This window comes from Streptomyces sp. NPDC090741 (genome assembly GCF_044769045.1).
Taxonomy (GTDB): domain Bacteria; phylum Actinomycetota; class Actinomycetes; order Streptomycetales; family Streptomycetaceae; genus Streptomyces.
On the sequence record NZ_JBIVXF010000002.1, the window covers coordinates 301,666 to 322,089 of the forward strand.

Annotated in this window: 16 protein-coding genes; 10 read left to right on the forward strand and 6 right to left on the reverse strand. The window is 73.3% G+C overall.

Annotation, left to right across the window (positions count from 1 at the left end):
- Positions 1-43: 43 nt before the first annotated feature.
- Together ACIQU4_RS06680 and ACIQU4_RS06685 are read right to left on the reverse strand one after the other, a co-directional pair.
- Positions 44-910 carry an ABC transporter permease gene (locus ACIQU4_RS06680; RefSeq protein WP_403726701.1) on the reverse strand — a complete coding sequence of 289 codons (867 nt, stop codon included), beginning with the start codon at positions 908-910 and terminating at the stop codon, positions 44-46.
- Entirely contained in the window at positions 907-3,666 is a 2,760-nt protein-coding gene (locus ACIQU4_RS06685) for an alpha/beta fold hydrolase (protein ID WP_403726704.1), read from the reverse strand. Before ACIQU4_RS06685 ends, ACIQU4_RS06680 begins: the two co-directional genes overlap by 4 nt.
- A gap of 152 nt (positions 3,667-3,818) precedes the next feature.
- Here ACIQU4_RS06685 and ACIQU4_RS06690 point away from each other — a divergent pair, with 152 nt between their 5' ends.
- The 5 genes from ACIQU4_RS06690 to ACIQU4_RS06710 all read left to right on the forward strand — a co-directional run bounded on the left by ACIQU4_RS06690 (position 3,819) and on the right by ACIQU4_RS06710 (position 7,929).
- Positions 3,819-5,345 carry an ATP-dependent DNA ligase gene (locus ACIQU4_RS06690; protein WP_403726707.1) on the forward strand — a complete coding sequence of 509 codons (1,527 nt, stop codon included), beginning with the start codon at positions 3,819-3,821 and terminating at the stop codon, positions 5,343-5,345.
- A gap of 78 nt (positions 5,346-5,423) precedes the next feature.
- A complete protein-coding gene (locus ACIQU4_RS06695; protein ID WP_403726710.1) occupies positions 5,424-6,155 on the forward strand; it encodes a helix-turn-helix domain-containing protein in 732 nt (243 codons plus the stop codon).
- Positions 6,156-6,189: 34 nt separating this feature from the next.
- Entirely contained in the window at positions 6,190-6,312 is a 123-nt protein-coding gene (locus ACIQU4_RS06700; protein WP_037835509.1) for a DUF6126 family protein, read from the forward strand.
- Positions 6,313-6,370: 58 nt separating this feature from the next.
- Positions 6,371-7,453 (forward strand): dihydrodipicolinate reductase, encoded by a 1,083-nt coding sequence (locus ACIQU4_RS06705; protein ID WP_403726713.1) that lies wholly within the window; start codon positions 6,371-6,373, stop codon positions 7,451-7,453.
- Positions 7,450-7,929, forward strand: coding sequence for a carboxymuconolactone decarboxylase family protein (locus tag ACIQU4_RS06710; protein ID WP_403726715.1), 480 nt, complete (start codon positions 7,450-7,452; stop codon positions 7,927-7,929). Before ACIQU4_RS06705 ends, ACIQU4_RS06710 begins: the two co-directional genes overlap by 4 nt.
- Positions 7,930-8,038: 109 nt before the next feature.
- On the opposite strand, the gene ACIQU4_RS06715 is transcribed toward ACIQU4_RS06710, so the two are convergent.
- The 3 genes from ACIQU4_RS06715 to ACIQU4_RS06725 all read right to left on the reverse strand — a co-directional run bounded on the left by ACIQU4_RS06715 (position 8,039) and on the right by ACIQU4_RS06725 (position 11,927).
- Entirely contained in the window at positions 8,039-9,694 is a 1,656-nt protein-coding gene (locus tag ACIQU4_RS06715; RefSeq protein ID WP_403726718.1) for a GMC oxidoreductase, read from the reverse strand.
- Positions 9,695-9,785: 91 nt separating this feature from the next.
- Positions 9,786-10,409 (reverse strand): DUF6629 family protein, encoded by a 624-nt coding sequence (locus tag ACIQU4_RS06720; protein WP_403726720.1) that lies wholly within the window; start codon positions 10,407-10,409, stop codon positions 9,786-9,788.
- A 12-nt stretch (positions 10,410-10,421) separates the two neighbouring features.
- Positions 10,422-11,927, reverse strand: a complete 1,506-nt coding sequence (locus tag ACIQU4_RS06725) for an MFS transporter (protein WP_403726723.1) — start codon at positions 11,925-11,927, stop codon at positions 10,422-10,424.
- A gap of 98 nt (positions 11,928-12,025) precedes the next feature.
- On the opposite strand from ACIQU4_RS06725, the gene ACIQU4_RS06730 reads away from it, so the two are divergent.
- The 5 genes from ACIQU4_RS06730 (at position 12,026) to ACIQU4_RS06750 (ending at position 19,032) form a co-directional block, all read left to right on the forward strand.
- A complete protein-coding gene (locus tag ACIQU4_RS06730) occupies positions 12,026-15,658 on the forward strand; it encodes a S8 family serine peptidase (protein WP_403726725.1) in 3,633 nt (1,210 codons plus the stop codon).
- Between the two features lie 188 nt (positions 15,659-15,846).
- On the forward strand, positions 15,847-16,581 hold the full coding sequence (locus ACIQU4_RS06735; RefSeq protein WP_403726728.1) for a hypothetical protein: 735 nt from the start codon (positions 15,847-15,849) through the stop codon (positions 16,579-16,581).
- A gap of 123 nt (positions 16,582-16,704) precedes the next feature.
- Positions 16,705-17,907: a cytochrome P450 gene (locus tag ACIQU4_RS06740; RefSeq protein WP_403726730.1), complete on the forward strand. Its 1,203-nt coding sequence runs from the start codon at positions 16,705-16,707 to the stop codon at positions 17,905-17,907.
- Positions 17,908-17,989: 82 nt separating this feature from the next.
- On the forward strand, positions 17,990-18,802 hold the full coding sequence (locus ACIQU4_RS06745) for a hypothetical protein (protein WP_403726733.1): 813 nt from the start codon (positions 17,990-17,992) through the stop codon (positions 18,800-18,802).
- The gene (locus ACIQU4_RS06750; RefSeq protein ID WP_403726735.1) at positions 18,799-19,032 is read left to right on the forward strand and encodes a hypothetical protein; all 234 of its coding nucleotides are present in this window, start codon (positions 18,799-18,801) and stop codon (positions 19,030-19,032) included. Before ACIQU4_RS06745 ends, ACIQU4_RS06750 begins: the two co-directional genes overlap by 4 nt.
- On the opposite strand, the gene ACIQU4_RS06755 is transcribed toward ACIQU4_RS06750, so the two are convergent.
- Positions 19,018-20,415, reverse strand: coding sequence for a gluconate:H+ symporter (locus ACIQU4_RS06755; protein WP_403726738.1), 1,398 nt, complete (start codon positions 20,413-20,415; stop codon positions 19,018-19,020). The genes ACIQU4_RS06750 and ACIQU4_RS06755 overlap by 15 nt on opposite strands.
- Positions 20,416-20,424: the final 9 nt, after the last annotated feature.

The window sequence follows — 20,424 nt, forward strand, 5'->3', positions numbered from 1 at the left end:
GGCGCACACGCCCGCCGCCCCGAATGGCACAGACGGCCCAGGCTCAGGACACGATGTCCTTGCGGGAGAAACCGCGGAACGCGAGCGCGAACAGCACCAGCGCGTACGACACCGACACCGCGGTCCCCTTGATCATCCCGCCCCACTCCAGCTGCGGCTGCAGCGCGTCCGCCCACGCGAACTGCCAGTGCGCGGGCAGGAACTCCCGCCAGGAGCCGAGGGCCGTCACCGCGTCCAGCACGTTGCCGACGATCGTCAGGCCGACCGCCCCGCCCACCGCGCCCAGCGGTGCGTCCGTCCGCGTCGACAGCCAGAACGCCAGCCCGGCCGTGACCAGCTGCGACACGAAGACGAACGTCACCACCAGCGCGAGGCGCGGCACGCTCTCCCCTGCCGCCAGCGAGCCGCCCGTCGGCAGCTTCAGCGGTCCCCAGCCGTACGCGGCCGTGCCCGCCGCCAGCGCCACCACCGGCAGCAGCACCATCGCCGCCAGGCTGAAGCCCAGGGCCACCACCAGCTTGCTCCACAGCAGCCGGGCCCGCGGCACCGGCGAGGCGAGCAGGTAGCGCAGCGAGGACCAGCTCGCCTCCGAGGCCACGGTGTCCCCGCAGAACAGGGCCACCGGCACCACCAGCAGGAAGCCGGCGGACACGAACAGACAGGTGGCCGCGAAGTTCGCGCCCGAGGCCGTGGCCGTGTCGATGAGCGTGATCCGACCGTCCCCGCCGCCCCGGCCGCCGTCCTGCCCGCCGCCCACCGCGAACGCGATGATCATGACGAACGGCAGCGCGGCCAGCACCCCGCCCATCACCAGCGTCCGGCGCCGGCGCCACTGCCGCAGCGCCTCCACGCGCAGCGGCAGCGTACGGCTCGGCCGGTAGCCGGGGGCCACCTCCGTCACGGCGCTCATGCCGCACCTCCGATCAGCGTGAGGAACGCGTCCTCCAGCCGGCGGTGCGGACCCACTGCGGAGACCGGCACCTCCAGCCGTACCAGCTCGGCGATCAGCCCGGAGGCCGTCGCGCCCTCCAGCCGTACGAGCAGCCCGTCATCGGCGGCCGTCACCGCACCCACTCCCTCCAGCGCGGCCACCTTCGCCACGGTCCCTTCGTCCACCGGCCCGGCCAGCGCCACCAGCAGCGTGTCCCCGCCGCCCGTGATCTCCGCGACCTCGCCCGCCCGTACCAGCCGTCCGCGGTCCATGACCACCAGGTGCGTGCACGACTGCTCGACCTCCGACAGCAGATGGCTGGAGACGATGACCGTCCGCCCGCCCGCCGCGTACCGGATCATCACGTCCCGCATCTCCCGGATCTGCGGCGGGTCCAGACCGTTCGTCGGCTCGTCGAGGATCAGCAGGTCCGGCATCCCGAGCATGGCCTGCGCGATCGCCAGGCGCTGCCGCATGCCCTGCGAGTACGTGCGCACCGCGCGCTCCAGCGCGTCGCCGAGCCCGGCGATCTCCAGAGCCTCCGCCAGGTGCGCGTCCTCGGCCGGACGCCCGGTGGCCTGCCAGTACAGCTCCAGGTTGGCCCGCCCCGACAGGTGCGGCAGGAAGCCGGCCCCCTCGACGAACGCCCCGACGCGCGACAGCACCGGCGCCCCCGCCCGTACCGCGTGCCCGAACACCCTGATCTCGCCCGCGTCCGGCGAGATGAGGCCCATCAGCATCCGCAGCGTGGTGGTCTTCCCGGCGCCGTTGGGCCCGAGCAGGCCCAGGACCTGCCCCTTCTCAACCCGGAACGACAGATCCCGCACCGCGTACCGGTCCTGTGCCCCGGCGTACCGTTTCGTCAGACCCGTGATCTCCAGTGGTACGTCGGCCAGCGCCGGGTCGGGCTGCGCTACCTGGCCCCGCGCCCCCGCACTCTCCCGACCGGTCCTCCGGATCCCCAGCAGCGCCGCCGCCAGCAGCGCCGCACCCAGCGGCAGCCCCCAGGTCCACGCGGGCAGAGCCGCCGAGGCCGTCCGCACCCCGTCGGCCACCGGCACGGCCAGGGTGCCCCGCAAGGCGACCGTGTACGTGGCCGGCGCGACCGGAGACGCGTAGCCGAGGTCGGTGGCGGCGACGACCAGCCGCAGCCGGTGCCCGGCCTCCACGGCATGGTCGACGGCGGGTAGCCGCAGCTCCACCGTGGCGCCCTGCTGCGCGTTCTCCACCCGCACCGGGGCGACCAGCTGACTCGGCAGCACCTGCTGGCGCCCATCGGGCCCGACGTCGTACACCTTGCCGAACAGGACGGCCGAACCGTCGGCTGCCGTCGACCTCACGTCCAGGGTGACGGTCGGGGTCCCGGTGACCCGTACCTCCCCGGTCAGCGGCTCCGACTCGAACCGGGCGTTCTGCCCGGGGAAGTCCAGCGACAGCCCGGCCCCGACGGCGGCGAGCTGCCCGCCGATCCCGGGCAGGGAGGACAGCGCGGGCGGGGCGCCGCCCGCCGGATTGGCGAAGCCCTGCTCCCGCCCGCTCAGGGCGAACTCCCGGGGAGCGGAGGTCAACCCCGGATAGCGCTCGCCGCTCGCGCCGCGCAGCCGGACCGCCCCGTCGGTGGAATCGATGCCTCCGGAGCGCGAGACGCGGAAGGCCGGCCCGGTGTCCACGCCCTGTTCGTCCTTGAGGTAGCGGTCGAACCAGGCGGCCACCCGGTCCTCGACCCGGCCCGACTCGCGCACGCCGCCGTCGTGCCCGCCTGCCGCCCAGTCCACCGAGACCGGCGCGCCGTTCGCCGCGATCGCCTTCGCCATCGCGTCGGCCTGGTCCAGCGGGAACAGGGAATCGTCCTGGCCCTGCACGATCAGGGTCGGCACCTTGATCCGGTCCCCGACCGCCGACGGACTGCGCCGCTCCAGCAGGGCGCGGGCCTCGGCATCGGGCTTCCCGGCCACGGCGACCCGTTCGTACATGGCGCACAGCTCGGGCTGGAACCGCCCGCAGGCGGTGGCAGTGGCGGTGTCGGAGGGAGCGGTGTCGGAGGGAGCGGGGACGGCCGCCGCGCCGGGGCCGCCCGCCGGCAGCGCCCCGGGCTGCATCCCGTCGGCCGAACCGGTGGTGAAGAACAGCCCTGCCCACAGCTTCTTGAACACGCCCTGCGGGAAGAGGGAGTCCGCGAGGTTCCAGTACGTGATCTGCGGGGCGATCGCGTCGACCCGCCGGTCGTATCCGGCGGCGAGCAGCGAGATCGCCCCGCCGTACGAGGCCCCCGCGACGCCGACGCGCGGATCGCCGTCCGCGTCGAGCCGCACCTCGGGCTGGAGCGCGAGCCAGTCGACGAGCCGGGACACGTCCTTGACCTCGTGCTCGGGATCGTTCAACCCGATCTGCCCGCCGGAGCGGCCGAAGCCGCGCGCCGACCAGGTCAGGACGGCGTACCCGTCCCGGGCCAGCCGCTCGGCCTGCGCGCGGACGTCGTCCTTGCTGCCGCCGAACCCGTGCCCGAGCAGCACGGCGGGCCGCTTCTCCCCGCCGCCGGCCGTGAAGTACGAGGTGTCGATGGCCGCTCCGGGCATCTCCACCACGCGGTCCTGGCGGTGCACGGCGGGCGCCTCGCCGGACGCGGCGGCGGTCCACGTACCGGCCCCCGCGACGACGGCGAGCGCGGCGGCCCCCGCGAGCAGACGGGTGCGGCGGCGCCGTGGCAGCCGGAGCTTCGGCAGTCGGGGCTTCATACGGGAACCCTAGACGCCGGGCCGCGGGCCCTTGAGCACCCCCAGGCGGAACCGCCCACCTCCTGGAGGAGTACCCGGGCGGCCCGGCATACCGCACCCGCGGTACCCCGAGCCGACCTGCGGCGTACGCCGAGCGGCGGGAGGATGACGGCATGCTGCTCGCCGAGGTCGCGCGCGTGTCCCGGGAGGTCGCCGAGACCTCCGCCCGCTCCCGCAAGACCGCGCTGCTCGCGGAGGTGTTCGCCGCCGCGCCGCCCGAGGAGGCCGGCCTGGTCGTCTCGTACCTCTCCGGGCGCCTCCCGCAGGGACGGCCGGGCATCGGCTGGCGGACTCTCGGCCGGGAGGTCGAGCCCGCCGCCGGGCCCACCCTCACCGTCACAGCCGTCGACACGGCGGTGACCGAGCTCGCCGCCGCCCGGGGCACGGGCGCGCAGGCCGAGCGGCGCCGGATCCTCGACGCCCTGCTCGGCGCGGCGACCGGGCCCGAGCAGCGGTTCCTGCGCAGCCTGCTCTCCGGCGAGGTCCGCCAGGGCGCCCTCGACGCGGTCGCGCTGGAAGGGGTCGCCGCGGCCGCCGGGGTGCCCGCCGCCGAACTGCGCCGCGCCGCGATGCTCGACGGCTCGCTGCCCCGGGTGGCCGCGGCGGTGCTGGCCGACGGCGCGGCGGCCCTGCGCGGGGTCACCCTGCGCGTCGGGCGGCCCGTACAGCCGATGCTGGCGAACACCGCAAAGTCGGTGGCCGGGGCCCTGGCCGCGCTCGGGCCCTGCGCGGTGGAGGAGAAGCTCGACGGGATCCGGGTGCAGGTGCACCGGGACGGGGACGACGTACGGGTGTACACGCGCTCCCTGGACGACATCACCGGCCGGCTGCCGGAGGTGGCGCAGCTCGCGCGGGCGCTGCCGGGGGAGCGGTTCATCCTCGACGGCGAGGTCATCGGGCAGGCGCCGGACGGCCGACCGGTGCCCTTCCAGGAGGTCGCGAGCCGGGTCGGATCCCGGGTCGACGTCGAGGCCGCCCGGCGGACGCTGCCCGTCGTCCCGTACTTCTTCGACGTCCTGGCGACGGGGGACGCGGTGCTCCTCGACCTCCCGGTGCGCGAGCGGTACGCGGCGCTCGCCGCCCTCGTGCCGGAGGATTCCCGGGTCCGCCGGCTCGTCGTCGAGGACGCGCAGGAGCAGGCGGCGGCCGCCGAGGAGTTCTGGGCCGAGACCCTGCGCCGCGGCCACGAGGGGGTCATGGTCAAGGCCCTCGACTCGACCTACGCGGCCGGGCGGCGCGGCAAACACTGGCTCAAGGTGAAACCGGTGCACACCCTCGACCTGGTGGTGCTCGCCGTCGAACGGGGCCACGGCAGGCGCACCGGGCAGCTGTCGAACCTGCACCTCGGGGCACGGGCCGCCGACGGCTCGTTCGCCATGCTCGGCAAGACCTTCAAGGGGCTCACCGACGAGATGCTGCGCTGGCAGACGGAGCGGCTGCGTGAGCTGGCGGTGGAGGACGACGGCTTCACCGTGCGGGTACGGCCCGAGCTGGTCGTCGAGATCGCGTACGACGGCCTCCAGCGCTCCCCGCGCTACCCGGCCGGGGTCGCGCTGCGCTTCGCGCGGGTGCTGCGGCACCGCCCGGACAAGAGCGCGGACGAGGCGGACACGGTCGAGACGGTGCTCGGCGGCGGATGAGGCGGGGGAACCGACAGGGATTTTGCCTCAGAGGCAAGGGAAATTGCCAGGGAGGCAGGATTCTGGCTCAATCGGGGCATGACATCCGGTCCTGCCCCCGGCCCCGAAGGGCCCGAGCGTCCCGACGAACCGGTCGGCCCCGACGCCGGCCCCGACCTCAGCTCCGACCTCGGCTCCGGCGCCGGCTCCGGCTCCGGCTCCGGCGCCGAAGAGCTTCCCTCCGTGGCACCGCAGCTGCGTGACCTGCGACGCCGCTCCGGGCTCACCCTGGAGGCCGCCGCCGCGCGGGCCAGGCTCTCGCCCGCGCACCTGTCCCGGCTGGAGACCGGGCGGCGCCAGCCCTCGCTGCCGCTGCTGCTCGGACTCGCCCGCACCTACGGTACGACGGTCTCGGAACTGCTCGGCGAGAGCCCCGCCGTCGCCGATCCCATCGTACGGGCGGGCGGTCCGGGCGCCCGCGAGGCCGACGGGTGGACGTACTGGCAGGCCGGCGGCTCCGGCCGCGGGATGCAGGCGCTGCGCGTGCACGTCCCTTACGGCCGCAGCCAGGGCGACCTGGTCCGCGTACATCCCGGTGAGGAATGGCTGTACGTCCTCAAGGGACGGCTGCGGCTGCACCTGGCCGAGGCCGAGTACCTGCTGGAGCCCGGGGACAGCGCGCACTTCGACTCCCTCACCCCGCACCGGATCGGCGCGGCCACCCAGGGCGGAGCCGACCTGCTGTTCGTCCACACCCTGCTGCAGAGCAGCCTCGCCGGGCTGTGCCTCGGCGGCGGCGGTGCCTCCGGCGCGCCCGCACATCACCGTTAGCCCCTCGAACCCCTCCCAGCGCAGGAGTCCCACCATGAAACTCCAGTCCAAGTTCCCGCGCGGTCTGGTGATTCGGCTGGTCGCCTACTTGTTCGTCGGCCACCTCTTCGCCTTCTTCGTCTACCTCCTCTTCGTCCTGGGCGGCCAGAACCAGTAACCGAAGGCCGGGGTCCGCGACTCTGGAAACGTGCAGGTCCTGTCGCTACCCTCCGCGCATGATTTCCACGGTTGTCTGGGGTACCGGCAACGTCGGCCGTTTGGCCATCCGTGCCGTAGAGGCCCATCCGGCGCTGAAACTGGCCGCCGTCATCGTCCACCATCCCGACAAAATCGGCCGCGACGCGGGCCGGCTCGGTGAACTCGACCACGACACCGGGGTCCTGGCCACCGACGACGTCGAAGCGGTCCTCGCCGCCCGGCCGCAGGCCGTCGTCTACGCGGCCTCCGGCGACACCCGCCCCGACGACGCGCTGGCCGACATCACCCGGGCCGTCCGGTCCGGCGCGGTCGTCGTCAGCCCCGCCCTCTACCCGCTCTACGACCACCGCAACGCCCCGCCCGAGTTCCGCGATCCGGTGGCCGCCGCGGTCGCGGAGGGCGGTGGCTCGCTGTTCGCCTCCGGCGTCGACCCCGGCTGGGGCAACGACGTACTCCCGCTCCTGCTCAGCGGGCTCGGCAGCACCATCGACGCCATCCGCTGCCAGGAGATATTCGACTACTCCACCTACGACCAGCCCGACTCGGTCCGCTACCTCGTCGGCATGGGCCAGCCCATGGACTTCGAGCCGATGATGCTCATGCCGTCCGTCCCCACCATGGTGTGGGGCGGGCAGATCCGCATGATGGCCCGGGCCCTGGGCGTCGAACTGGACGAGATCCGCGAGACCGTGGACCGCCGCGCCCTCGACACCACCGTCACCACCCGCACCATGGGCGAGTTCGCGGCCGGCACCCAGGGCGCCATCCGCTTCGAGGTGCAGGGCATCGTCGAGGGCGAACCCCGCCTCGTCATCGAGCACGTCACCCGCATCCACGCCTCCTGCGCCCCCGACTGGCCGTCGCCGCCCGACGGCGGCGACGGCGCCCACCGCGTGATCATCGAGGGCCGCCCGCACATCGAGGTCACCGTCGAGGCCACCGACGAGGGCGAGAACCGCTCGGCGGGTGGCAACGCCACCGCCGTCGGCCGCCTGGTCGGCGCCATCGACTGGCTGGTGGAGGCCGAACCGGGCCTCTACGACGCCCTCGACGTCCCCCTGCGCCCCGCCATCGGCAAGCTCGGAAGGAAACAGCCATGAGGATCGACATACCCGAAGGCCAGCACCCGATCGAGTACGTGTGGGGCGACATGGTCCCCGGGATCGGGATGGCCGCCGCGAACTTCTCCCTGTCGGTGTACGCCCACACCACCCTGGGCCTGCGCGAGTTCGAGGCCGCACGCCTGCGCGTCGCGCAGATCAACGGCTGCGTGTTCTGCCTCGACTGGCGGACCGAGCGGGACGGGGAGAAGGTCGAGGAGGAGTTCTCGGACGCCGTGACCGACTGGCGCACCACGGACCGCTTCGACGAACGGACCCGCCTGGCGGCGGAGTACGCGGAGCGCTACACGCTCGACCACCACAACCTCGACGAGGAGTTCTGGGAGCGGATGACCGCGCACTACAGCCAACTGGAGGTCGTGGAGCTGACGATGAGCATCGGGTCCTGGCTGGCCTTCGGCCGGCTCAACCACGTGCTCGGCCTCGACAGCGTGTGCGTACTGCCGGGGCACTGACGCCGGTCGGGGCAACGGGTCCGGGGCCGGTCGGTGTATCCGACGGCCCCGGTTCTGTGTGCAGCTCCGCTGATCCGCGGATCCGCTGATCCGCTGATCTGCGGACCGCCTACAGGTCGGTGGCGATGATCTTCTCGATGTTGCGCTCGGCGAGCGCCGTGATCGTGACGAACGGGTTGACGCTGGTGTTGCCGGGGATCAGCGCGCCGTCGATCACGTACAGGCCGGTGTAGCCGTGCAGGCGGCCGTAGTTGTCGGTGGCCTTGTTCAGGACCGCGCCGCCGAGCGGGTGGTAGGTGAGGTGGTCGCCCCAGATCTTGTTGGTGCCGAACAGGTCCGTCCGGTAGATCGTCCCCTCCTTCGAGTTGATCTTGTCGAAGATGCTCTTGGCCATGTCGATGGACGGCTGCTTCCACGCCGTCTGCCAGTTCAGCTCGACGTTCCCCGAGGCCGCGTTGTACGTGAACTCGGCGCGGTTCGGGTTCTTGGTGATCGACAGGTAGAAGGAGGCGTACGTCTCGATCCCCGTCGGCAGCGGTGCCACCTCGGCGAACGCCCCGCCCGCGTCCCAGTTGTCGATGCCGCCGCACGGGATGGAGGCCTGGACCTTGCCGGTGGGGTCCCACAGGTGGTTGGCCCGGCCGCACATGACGTTGCCGTTGTCGCCCCAGCCCTTGCCGATCTCGCCGTTCAGGGCGGGCAGCGCGCCGGTGGCCTTGAGCCTCACGAGCAGCTTGCTGGTGCCGACGCTGCCGGCCGCGAAGAACACCTTGTCGGCGACCACGGTCTTGGTGGCGGTGCTGGCGCCGGTGGTGTTGATCTGGTCGATGACGACGGTGTAGCCGCCGCCCGACGCGGGGGAGACGGAAGTGACCTTGTGCAGCGGGGAGACGGTGACCTTGCCGGTGGCCCTGGCCTGCGCGAGATAGGTCTTCTGCAGCGACTTCTTGCCGTAGTTGTTGCCGTAGAGGATCTCCCCGGCGACCGCGGACTTCGGGGCGGTCCCGGCCGCCTCCTGTTTCATGTAGTCCCAGTCGTACACGTCCGGTACGAAGACGAACGGGAAGCCGGAGCGCTGGGCGTGCTTGCGGCCGACGCGGGCGAACTGGTAGCAGTCGACGGTGTCGAACCAGGCCGGGTCGACCAGGCCGACCCCGAGTCCGGTGTTGGCCCGCGGGTAGTAGGTGCTGTACATCTCCTCCGCGTCCACCGACGGGAGGATGGCGCCGAAGTTCGCGCGCCTCGGGGTGACCGCCATACCGCCGTTGACCAGGGAGCCGCCGCCGACGCCGCGGCCCTGGTAGACGATGATGCCGCCCATCTCCTCGGCGTCCAGGATCCCGGTGTAGCGGGGGATGTCCTTGTCGATCGGGAAGCCGAGGAAGTTGCTCAGGGGCTGCTTGGTCCTGGTCCGCAGCCAGTAGGAGCGCTGGTCGGGTGTGGTCGTGTTGCAGAAGATCTTGCCGTCCGGGCCCGGGGTGTCCCAGGCCATGCCCATCTCGATCATGTGGACGTCGACGCCGGCCTGGGCGAGCCGCAGGGCGGCGACGGAGCCGCCGTAGCCGGTGCCGATCACCAGGGCCGGGACGTGCGCGCCGTTGTCGATGGGGCCGGCGGCCGCTGCCGCCGAGGCGGCGGCCTGCGCCTGGGCCGGGGTGATCTGACCGGCGAGGGCCGCGGCTCCCAGAATGGAACTTGTTCCAGCTATGAATCCACGGCGTGAGATTCCATTGGAGCCGGATTTGTGCAGGCCTTTGTCACTCATGTGACGTTCCTCACTCTCGACGGAATGGGAACGAGTTCTACTGCCGGGCGCATGGGAAGTCACTACATACGTCTAGGTAACTTTCGGCCTGTCACGTCACAGAGGTGCCGGACCGGGGGCGCCGGACCCACCCCAGGACCAGCAGCGAGGCGACCGCCGCGAAGGCGCACCAGGTGGAGGCGAATTCCAGCCGCCACAGCGCTGAGCAGGCCAATGCCCCGACGGCGAGCACCGCGCCGAGGAGCCGCAGCCGCCGGTCGCCGGACAGCAGCAGGGCGCCCAGCGTGGCGAAGAGGTAGCCCGCGAGGACGAGCGGCATCCACGGAACCTTCACGCCGTAGCCGAGGGTGTGGCCCCGGATCTCGGCGACGGCCGGCCGGGTCGCGAGGCAGTACGAGAGCACGGCGGCGGTGGCGAGCCCGACGACCGCCGGCCCCCACAGGCGGCGCCGGTCCACCGGAGCGGCCGCGAGCAGGACCCCGAGCGGCACCCATACCGGCAGTACCGGCAGGGCGATCGCCACCCAGGCCGTGGTGGCCGGGCCGCAGCCGCCGCCCGCGCGCCATACGGCCGCCTCCACCAGCTGGTGGGCACCCAGCAGCAACGGCAGCGCGGCGACGGGCAGATCGCGGGCCCGCCGTACGCGCGCCACGCACACGATCCCGACGGCGGTGACGACCGCACCCGCCGTCAGATCGCCGTGGCGTTCCAGCACATGGCGCGCCGGTCAGGGCTTCGCCGTCCTCGGGGGTTCGAGCGGCGGGGAGGTCGTCGCGCAGAAGGTGTGGCACTCCGGGTGGCACCCCGCACCCGGCACGGGGTTGCGTACGGTGGTCCAGGCCACGACGGCGCCCGCCACCAGCAGCCCCGCGCACCACAGCATGGCCCGCCCGAACGCGGCGTCGAACTCGGACGCCGAGCGGTACGCGTCCGGCCCCATGCCGGCCAGCAGCGGCAGCGCCGCCACCGCCAGCAGTCCGGCCGCCCGCGCGGCCGCGTTGTTGATGCCGCTGGCCAGGCCCGCCCGCCCGGGGTCCACCGAGGACAGCACCGTCGCCGTCAGCGGAGCCACCAGGGCCACCATGCCCATGCCCATCACGATCAGTGCCGGCAGCACGTCCCGTACGTACGAGGCGTCCGGCCCCACCCGCAGCATCAGCAGCAGTGCGGCCGCGCACAGCAGCGGCCCCACCGTGAGCGGGATCCGCGGCCCGATCTTCTCTCCGAGCGCCCCCGACCGGGCCGAAAGCAGCAGCATCAGCACGGTCGTCGGCAGCAGCGCCGCCCCCGCGCCCAGCGCCGAGTAGCCGGAGACCACCTGGAGCTGGAGCACGACGAGGAAGAAGAACCCGCTGAAGGCCGCGTACACGAAGAAGGTGACCACGTTGACGGCGGTGAACTGCCGGGAGGCGAAGATGTCGGGCGGCAGCATCGGATCGGTCCGGTGCCGCTCGACGTAGATGAACACGGCGGCCAGCAGCACGCCCCCGACGGCCGAGGCGATCACCAGCGGGGACCCGGAACGGGCCTCGATCAGCGCGTACGTCACCAGGGCGAGGGCCGCGGCCCCCAGGACCGCGCCGAGCACGTCGAACCGTCCGTGCGCGTGCGGATCGCGTGATTCCGGTACGTGCCGCAGGGCGATCGGCACGCACACCGCGGCCACCGGCACGTTCAGCAGGAACACCCAGCGCCAGCCGGGCCCGTCCACCAGCCAGCCGCCGAGGAACGGCCCCACGGCCGCGCCCACCCCGCCGAACCCCGACCACAGCCCGACGGCCCGGGCCCGGTCCCCGGGGGCGATCGATCCCTGGATCAGCGCGAGCGAACCGGGGGTCAGCAGTGCACCGCCCACGCCCTGGAGGGCTCGCGCAGCCACCAGCACCCCGGCGTTGGGCGCGATCCCGCACAGCAGCGAGGCACCTGCGAACCACACCACCCCGAGGACGAAGATCCTGCGCCGCCCGAAGCGGTCCCCGAGCGCTCCGCCGACCAGGATCAGCCCGGCCAGGGTGAGCATGTACGCGTTGACCGTCCACTGGAGGACGGCCAGGTCGGCGCCCAGATCCACCCCGATGGTGGGCAGGGCGACGTTGACGACGGTCGAGTCCAGCAGGGCCATGGTCGACCCGAGCACGGTGGCCAGCACGATCCAGCGGCCACGGGCGGTCGCGAGCGGCACACCGGGCCCGGCCGGAACGTGCTCTTCCGTACCCGGCACTGGATCGGTCATGTCTTCAGGCTGGCCCGCCGGGGCGGCATCGGCCACCCCAGGCGCGCAGGGTACGGCCCATTAGGCCCTCTTGTAATGTCCATGACCCCTCCTTCACCATGACCGCGCACGTCGCGCACGCCCTTCCCGCACAACCTGCACACGGCGTCCGAGGAGGACCACACGTGGCCCAACGCAACAGGCGACGATCGTTACGCGCGGCGCTCGCCGCTCTCACCACGGCCCTGCTCCTGCCCGCGGGGGCGGGCGTGGCGGCGGCCGCGCCGGAACCCGGCCCCACCCCCGGAGCGGCCGAGCGCAAGATCGAGCCGAAACTCCGCACCCAGCTCGACGACGCGGGCAAGGCCGTCTTCTGGGTCTACCTGGACAGCGCCGCCGACCTCACGGCGGCGGGGCGGCAGAAGACGCGCGCCGCGAAAGCTGAAACGGTTCTGCACGCCAAGCAGGAACACGCCGCGCGCAGCCAGGCCGAGGTGATCAAGGCCCTGGACGGCGCCAAGGCCGAGTACACCTCGTACTGGATCGTGAACGCCGTCCGCGTCGTCGGCAGCCAGAAACTCGCCGGCACCCTCGCGCAGCGCCCCGAGGTCTCCCGGATCGACGCCGACGACAAGGTCACCCTCCCCAAGCCCGCCGAGGGCAAACGGGAGAAGTCCGCCGCCGACGCCGTCGAGTGGAACATCGACCGCATCAAGGCCCCACAGGTCTGGGACCAGCTCGGCGTGCGCGGAGAGGGCATCGTCGTCGCCAACATCGACAGCGGCGTCGACTACACGCATCCGGCCGTGAACGGCCAGTACCGCGGCAAGAACGCCGACGGGTCGTACGACCACAACTACAACTGGTTCGATCCGGCCGGCGTCTGCCCCACCGCGGCCCCCTGCGACAACAACGACCACGGCACCCACACCATGGGCACCATGGTCGGTGACGACGGCGGCGCCAACAAGATCGGCGTGGCCCCCGGGGCCAAGTGGATCGCCGCCAAGGGCTGCGAGACCAACTCCTGCTCCGAGGCCTCCCTCCTCGCCGCCGGCCAGTGGATCGTCGCCCCGACCGACCTGAACGGCCAGAACCCGCGCCCCGACCTCGCCCCGCACGTCGTCAACAACTCCTGGGGCAGCGCCACGCACGACGACTGGTACCAGCAGATCGTCGACGCCTGGCGCGCCGCCGGCATCTTCCCCGCCTTCTCCAACGGGAACTCCGGCCCCGGCTGCGCCACCAGCGGTTCGCCCGGCGACTACGCGAGCTCCTACAGCTCCGGAGCCTTCGACATCAACGGCACGATCGCGCCGTTCTCCTCGCGCGGCGCGGGCCCCGGCGGCATCGTCAAACCGAACATCGCGGCACCCGGCGTGAACGTCCGCTCCTCCGTCCCCGGCGGCGGGTACGAGGCCTTCTCCGGCACCTCCATGGCCTCACCGCACACCGCGGCAACCGTCGCCCTGCTCTGGTCCGCCGCCCCCGCCCTCGAAGGCGACATCGCGCAGACCGAGCAGCTGCTGAACGGCACCGCCCAGGACACCGACAACGGCCAGTGCGGTGGCAACGCCGCCGACAACAACGTGTTCGGCGAGGGCAAGCTCGACGCGTTCGCCGCCGTCTCGGGCGCCCCGCGCGGCGCCATCGGCGCCGTCTCCGGCACCGTCCGCTCCGCCGGCGCGCCGCTCGCGGGCGCCAAGGTCACCGCCGCCGGGCCGATCGGCCGTACGACGACCACCGCGGCCGACGGCACCTACACGTTCCGCTCCCTGTCGGTCGGCGACTACACGCTGACCGTCTCCAAGTTCGGCTACGGCCAGCAGGCCTCGACGGCGACGGTGACCGAGAACGCCACCGCCACCGGCGACTTCACCCTCACCCAGGCCCCCTCCGGCAAGCTCACCGGCACGGTCACCTCGGCCGCCGGACCCGCCGCGGGCGCCACCGTCACCGTCACGGACACCCCCGTGACCGCGACCGCCGACGAACAGGGCCGCTTCGAGGTCACCCTGCCGCACGGCACGTACGAGGTACGGGCCGCGCACTCCTCCCGCTGCGTCACCGGCGGCAGCGCCCAGACCACCGTCGCCGGCGACACGACGGTCGCGCTCACGCTGCCCGAGCGCACGGACGGCTACGGCTACGCCTGCGCCACCCCGGGCGGCCGCCCGTACGCGGCGGGGGACCGGCAGCTCGCGCTGACCGGCGACAACACCACCGAGCGCGTCGACCTGCCGTTCCCGGTCCCGATGTACGGCAAGACGTACGGCCAGGCCTGGATCGGGACCAACGGCACGGTCAGCTTCGGCGGCAACAACACCGGTGACATCAACGGGGACCTCCCGAGCACGGCCACGCCCAACGCGGCGCTCTACCCGTTCTGGGACGACCTGGTCGTCGGCGCGGCCGGCAGCGGCTCGGGCGTCTTCACCGGCGTCACCGGCACCGCACCGCACCGGACGTACGTGATCGAGTGGCGCGAGGTGTCCCACTGGTCGGCGCAGGCCGACAAGTTCTCGTTCTCGGCGGCGATCGGCGAGGACGGCACCGTCGTCTACACGTACAAGGGGACGGGCGGCACCGGCATCAAGGGCGGCTCAACGGCCACGGTCGGCGTGGAGAACGCGACGGGCACCGACGCCTTCAAGTACTCCTTCAACCAGGCCGTCATCACCGACGGGCTCGCCATCGCCTTCAAGACCACCAAGAGCGGCGTGGTCGCGGGCCGGGTGCTCGACGCGAACGACGGCAAGGGTGTCGCGGGGGCCACGGTAAGCGTCGGCGCCGGCGCCGACGCCGTCACGGCGACCACCGCGGCGGACGGCGGCTACCTCCTGCAGGCCCGCTCCGGCAAGAACTCCGTCACGATCCTGGCCGACTGGTACACGGGGGTGACCAACGCCCTCACCGTGGAGCAGGGCGGCGTCACCGCCCTGAACGAGTCGCTGCGCACGGCGCGGGTCACCGCGTCCCAGCCCTCCCTGGAGCTCGTCCTCCCGGCGGGCCAGAAACGCACCCGCACCCTCGAACTCACCAACTCGGGCACCCTCGATTCGCAGTTCACCGTGGCCGAGGACGCGGCCTGGCTGACGGCCACCCCCGATGCCGGGAACCTGGCGATCGGAGGCAGGGCCACCGTGAACCTGGCCGTCGACACCACGGGTCTGGCCGCGGGCTCGGTCCTCACGGCGAACCTGCGGATCAGCTCGGTGAGCGGCCGCAGCCCGGTCCTCACCGTCCCGGTCAAGGTCGTGGTCCCGCGCTACCAGGTGGCCCTGGACGCGGGCTCCGACTCCGCGGCCACGGACACGCTCGGGGACGGCTGGTCCCCGGACCGCAAGTACACGGCCGGCTCCTACGGCTACCAGGGCAGCTCCTCGGTGCACTCCACCGGGCGCACGATCGCGGGTACGGCCGAGCAGAAGCTGTTCCGCAACGCCCGTGAGGGTATGTACGAGTACCGCTTCGACAACGTCCCGAACGGCACGTACACCGTGGAGCTCGGCTTCGCGGAGCTGTCGTCGACGAAGCCGAACAAGCGGGTCTTCGACGTGATGGCCGAGGGCACGCAGGTGCTGCCCTCGCTGGACATCGCGCTGGAGGCGGGCACGTACACGGCCCTGACCCGGACGTACACGGTCACGGTCACGGACGGTGTGCTCAACGTCCGCTTCGTCGCGCACGGCGGGTACGGCAAGCCGCTGCTGAACTCGCTCCGGGTGACGGACCGCCCGGACAAGAGCTGACGGGCACCGGCGGATAGCGGGGGGCGGGCCGCCGAAGGGCGGCCCGCCCCTTGCCCGTGCGGCCATCGCGGGAACGATGTGGCATCCGGACCATGCGGCGGGCATTCGGGTGGCCCGGGGGAAGTCCGCGCCGACTCGGGGGCGGTGTGGCCGGGCCGGGGGGCCGGCGGTGGTTAGCGTGGGGGACCATGACGCTGCAGAGCGACCGGGCCGACGCGGCCGAGCCGACCGGTGTGATCGGGGAACGGATCACGGCCCTGCTGCAGGCCGCGGACCCCGGGGCGGTGTGGGGAGTCGGGGGAGCGGACGGGGTCCGTGCCGGGTCGGCGGACGAGGGCTCTGTCCTCGACGTCGACGGGCTGATGCCCGCGCTCGCCCTGTGGCCCGTGATCGGGAGCCTCGTCGCCGAAGAGGCACTACGGCTGCACACCCCCCTCACGGCATACGGGGTCGAAGCCGCCGCGGGGACCACCACACACCACCTCCTGAGCCACTCCACCGGCCCCACGGCCCACACCGCCCTCACCCGTCTCGCCGAGCACCTCACCGGCAGCCCCCTCGCCGAGCTCGCCGCCACCCGGATCTGGCACCCTCTCGGCATGACCGGCACCGGCTTCGCCGACGGCGTCCTGCACGCGCCCCCGGCCGACCTCGTCCGCTTCCTGAGCCACCTCCTCTCCCCGGCGGAGCACCCCCTCACCCGCGCATGGATCACCGAGTCCCTCCGCATCCGCACCGGCGAGCTGACCCCGGCCCGCGGCCTCCTCTGGCACCCGGCCCCGCACGGCACCTGGTCCTACGGCGACACCCCGACGCTCTGGCTCTCCCCCCGCCTCCACCGCTGGGCACTCCTCCTCCCCACCCACCCCCCGGGCCCCCTCCGCACAACCTTCCGCGAAGCGGCCTTCGCGTCGATTCCGTAGCGGCCGCGGCCTGAGTTCCGGATCCACCCCGGTTGTGCTCGGGGCGCGGGGGTGGCTCGGGGGACGTACGGTGAGGGCGATGTCACCGACCGTTGGTTTCCGGCCGCGCGCGGAGGTACCCGGATGCGCACGCTTCACGAGGCCGCCCCGGACGTCCTGCCGGAGGACATCGCCCCGGTGGCCGGATCGCAGGGAGGTGGTGCGGCCATGACCGGTCCCGGTACGACCCAGTCCGCCGTCTCACGCGGACAGCAGGCACGGGCCGGCCGCGCAGGGGCCGTCCGGTTCGCGGCGGGCCGGGCCCTTCCGCTCCTCGTCCGCGGCCGCGGCCCGGGCGGCGCCCGTCCGGCCTTCTCCGCCGACGCGCTGCGCGCCCTGCGGGCCCGCCACGGCGGCGCCCCCGTGCTCGTGCGCGGGCTGTCCGGAGCCGTACTCGTCCTGCTCGACCGGCAGGAACTCCGGCAGTTCTACGAAGCCGAACCCGCCGCCGTACTGTCGCCCGGCGCCGGCGGAGTCCGCTCCTGCGCCGCCGTCCGCACCGTCATCGCAGAAGAGGCCCGGCACCTGACCGCCGCCGCCACCCTCGACCTGGCCCGCGCCCGGCACACCATGGCCCGCGCCGCCCGCCGGATCGTGCTCGGCGACGGCGCGGCCGCGGGGGACGAGCAGTTCACCGGCCTGCTCGGCCGGCTCCGCCGCCGCAGTCGGGAGCGCGCCGCAGGCGGCGACGGGCACACCCTGTTCGGCCACTGTGCCGCGTACGCCGACCGCGAGGAACAGGTCCTGCGGGCCATGGACGCCATCCCCGCCACGATGCTGCGCACCCTGCTCCTGCTCGGCACCCACACCGCCGAGCAGGACGCCGCCGCCACCGAAGCCGCCGGACGCGGCGCCGCCGAGGAGTTGCCCCGGCTACGGGCCTGCGTACGGGAGTGCCTGCGCCTGTACCCGGTGGTGCCGGACCTGATCCGCGTCACCCGTACCGAGACCGAGTGGCGGGGCGTACGCCACCCCGCCGGCACCACCGTCCTGCTGCCCGCCCACTTCCACCAGCGCGACCCCGAGCAGGTGCCCGCCGCGCACGTCTTCGTACCGGGCCGCTGGAAGACCCCCGGCGCGGACGAGGACATCCGGATGGCCCCGTTCGGCCACGGCCCGGGCCGCTGCCCGGGCGACCGGCTGGGCCTGCTGATCACCACCGCGCTGTGCGCCGAGGTCCTGCGCCGCCGCCGTATCACGGCCACCCGGCCGGTACTCGACCCGCACGGACCGCTGCCCCTGGCACTGGACCCGCGCGGCATCCGGCTCACCCTCACCCGCCGCTGACAGCACCCGCGGCTGACAGCACCCGTCGCCGACACCACCCGTCGCCGACGCCACCTCCCCACCGACATCCCGCGAGGATTCCATGTCCGACGCCGCGACCTCCGCGCCCACCGACCCGGACGCCGAGCTGCTCGACGCCCTGTGCCGCGAGCTCGCCGAGGCCGCCGACGCCGTCGGCGAAGCCGCCCGGCACGCCTCCGAACTGGCCCTCGGCACCCGGCTCCCGGCCGCCGCCCTGGGGCGCCGCCGCGCCCGCTCCCGGCACGGCTGGCGCACCCTCCTGCGCACCCTCACCGACCCGGCGGGCCTGGGCTGGGCACCGCGCGGCAGGGGTGTGGCGGGGGCCGGCTGGTTCGCCGGGATCCTCGCCGGCCGCGAGAGCCTCGCCGTCAGCCTCGCCGTCTGCGGACTCAAGGCCCGGATCCGGGCGGCGAGCGCGGACCGGCCCGACCTGCTGGACGACCCCGACTGCGCGGCGATCCTCCGGGCCGTGGACGAGGACCGGCAGGCGGCGGCCGTCCGGGTGTTCCGCCGGCTCATGCGGGACCGGGGCGCCGAGCGGGCGTTCGCGCTGCTGTCCCCGTCCTTCGCCGACCTGTTCGCCTGGAACGCCCTGACCGACGCGAACCCCTTCAACGACCACGCCGGCTGGCAGGTGGCCACCGGCCGGGCCGTGCCCGCGCAGCCGCTGCTCGGACTGGGCGCCGCCGTCCGGGCGTTCTTCGACCGGGACCGCGACCGGAACCGCGACCGGAACCGGGACCAGAGCCGGGACCAGAGCCGGGATCAGGGGCAACCCCCGGTCCCGACCGCCCCGCACAAAGGCTGCGTCCACACCGTCGGCCTCCTCGGCACCGGCGGCATCCTCCTCGTCCAGCCCTGGCGCAGCCGATGAGCCCCGCCACCCGGCTCCGGCCCGGTCCGCCGGACCCGGCCGACGGCCTGCGCGGCCACTCCGCCGCCCTGCGCGCCCATGCGCTCCGGCTGCACGCGGCAGCCGAAGCGCTGGACTGGCAGGGCCCGCAGGGCGACGCGTTCCGCGCCGAGGTCTCCGCCCTGGCCGACCGCTGCGCCACCGCCGCGAAGGGCCTCGCCGTGGCGGCCGCGCAGCTAGAGGACGAGTGACAGCAGCAGGACGAAGCCCAGGCCGACCACCGAGATGATGGTCTCCATCACCGACCAGGTCTTGACCGTCTGTCCGACCGTCATCCCGAAGTACTCCTTGACCAGCCAGAACCCGGCGTCGTTTACGTGGCTGAAGAACAGCGAGCCCGACCCGATCGCCAGCACCAGCAGCGCCGTCTCCGTGGTGGACATGCCCGCGGCGAGCGGAGCCACCAGCCCGGCCGCCGAGATCGTGGCGACCGTCGCCGAGCCCGTGGCGAGCCGAATGGCCACGGCGATCAGCCAAGCCAGTAGCAGGGCCGGGATCGACCAGCCCTTCGAAAGGTCCAGGATCATCCGGCCGACGCCCGCGTCGATCAGGGTCTGCTTGAAGCCACCGCCCGCGCCCACGATGAGCAGGATGCCCGCGATCGGGGCCAGCGACTTCTCCACCGTCGACGCGAGCCGTTCCTTCGTGAACCCGGCCGCCCGGCCGAGGGTGAACATGCCCACGAGCACCGCCGCGAGCAGCGCGATCAGCGGGGAACCCGCGACGTCCGTGACCCGCTGCAGACCGTTCTGCGGATCGTCGACAACGATGTCAACAAGCGCCTTGACCAGCATCAGCGCCACCGGCAGCAGCACGGTGAAGACCGTCGCCCCGAACCGCGGACGGTGGTCCGGCTCGGCCGAGGGCCGCTGCGGGATCATCTGCTCGGGCGCCGGGATGTCCACCCAGCGGGCCGCGTACCGGGAGAACAGCGGCCCGGCGATGATCACCGTCGGGATCGCGACCACCACGCCGAGCGCGAGCGTCACGCCGAGGTTCGCGTGCAGCGCGTCGATGGCAACGAGCGGGCCGGGGTGCGGCGGGATCAGCCCGTGCATCACGGACAGACCGGCCAGCGCCGGGATGCCGATCCGCATCAGCGAGTAGTTGCCGCGCTTGGCCACCAGCAGCACCACCGGGATCAGCAGCACGATGCCGACCTCGAAGAAGAGCGGCAGCCCGATCACCGAGGCGATCAGCACCATGGCCCAGGGCATCGCCCGGCCCTTGGCCTTCGCGAGGATGGTGTCGACGATCTCGTCCGCGCCGCCCGAGTCCGCGAGCAGCCGGCCGAGGATCGCGCCGAGCGCGATCAGTACGCCGACCCCCGCGACCGTGGCGCCGAGCCCGGCCGTGAAACTGACGATGGTCTTGTCCAGCGGGGCGCCCGCGAACACCCCGAGGGCGAGCGAGCCGATCGTCAGCGCCAGGAAGGCGTGCAGCTTGAGGCGGGTGATGAGCAGGACGATGACGGCGATACCCGCGAGGACGGCCACGCCCAGCTGGGTGTTCCCGGCCGAGGTGATCGGGGCGGGCGCGGCCGCTGCCAGTATCTCGACGCTGAGACCTGTCACAGTGGGGGT

What these genes read in the sequence shown, in the direction of transcription:
- ACIQU4_RS06680 (WP_403726701.1), bottom strand. Translation starts at nt 910, where the DNA reads ATGAGCGCCGTGACGGAGGTGGCCCCCGGCTACCGGCCGAGCCGTACG.
- ACIQU4_RS06685 (WP_403726704.1), bottom strand. Translation starts at nt 3,666, where the DNA reads ATGAAGCCCCGACTGCCGAAGCTCCGGCTGCCACGGCGCCGCCGCACC.
- ACIQU4_RS06690 (WP_403726707.1), top strand. Translation starts at nt 3,819, where the DNA reads ATGCTGCTCGCCGAGGTCGCGCGCGTGTCCCGGGAGGTCGCCGAGACC.
- ACIQU4_RS06695 (WP_403726710.1), top strand. Translation starts at nt 5,424, where the DNA reads ATGACATCCGGTCCTGCCCCCGGCCCCGAAGGGCCCGAGCGTCCCGAC.
- ACIQU4_RS06700 (WP_037835509.1), top strand. Translation starts at nt 6,190, where the DNA reads ATGAAACTCCAGTCCAAGTTCCCGCGCGGTCTGGTGATTCGGCTGGTC.
- ACIQU4_RS06705 (WP_403726713.1), top strand. Translation starts at nt 6,371, where the DNA reads ATGATTTCCACGGTTGTCTGGGGTACCGGCAACGTCGGCCGTTTGGCC.
- ACIQU4_RS06710 (WP_403726715.1), top strand. Translation starts at nt 7,450, where the DNA reads ATGAGGATCGACATACCCGAAGGCCAGCACCCGATCGAGTACGTGTGG.
- ACIQU4_RS06715 (WP_403726718.1), bottom strand. Translation starts at nt 9,694, where the DNA reads ATGAGTGACAAAGGCCTGCACAAATCCGGCTCCAATGGAATCTCACGC.
- ACIQU4_RS06725 (WP_403726723.1), bottom strand. Translation starts at nt 11,927, where the DNA reads ATGACCGATCCAGTGCCGGGTACGGAAGAGCACGTTCCGGCCGGGCCC.
- ACIQU4_RS06730 (WP_403726725.1), top strand. Translation starts at nt 12,026, where the DNA reads ATGACCGCGCACGTCGCGCACGCCCTTCCCGCACAACCTGCACACGGC.
- ACIQU4_RS06735 (WP_403726728.1), top strand. Translation starts at nt 15,847, where the DNA reads ATGACGCTGCAGAGCGACCGGGCCGACGCGGCCGAGCCGACCGGTGTG.
- ACIQU4_RS06740 (WP_403726730.1), top strand. Translation starts at nt 16,705, where the DNA reads ATGCGCACGCTTCACGAGGCCGCCCCGGACGTCCTGCCGGAGGACATC.
- ACIQU4_RS06745 (WP_403726733.1), top strand. Translation starts at nt 17,990, where the DNA reads ATGTCCGACGCCGCGACCTCCGCGCCCACCGACCCGGACGCCGAGCTG.
- ACIQU4_RS06750 (WP_403726735.1), top strand. Translation starts at nt 18,799, where the DNA reads ATGAGCCCCGCCACCCGGCTCCGGCCCGGTCCGCCGGACCCGGCCGAC.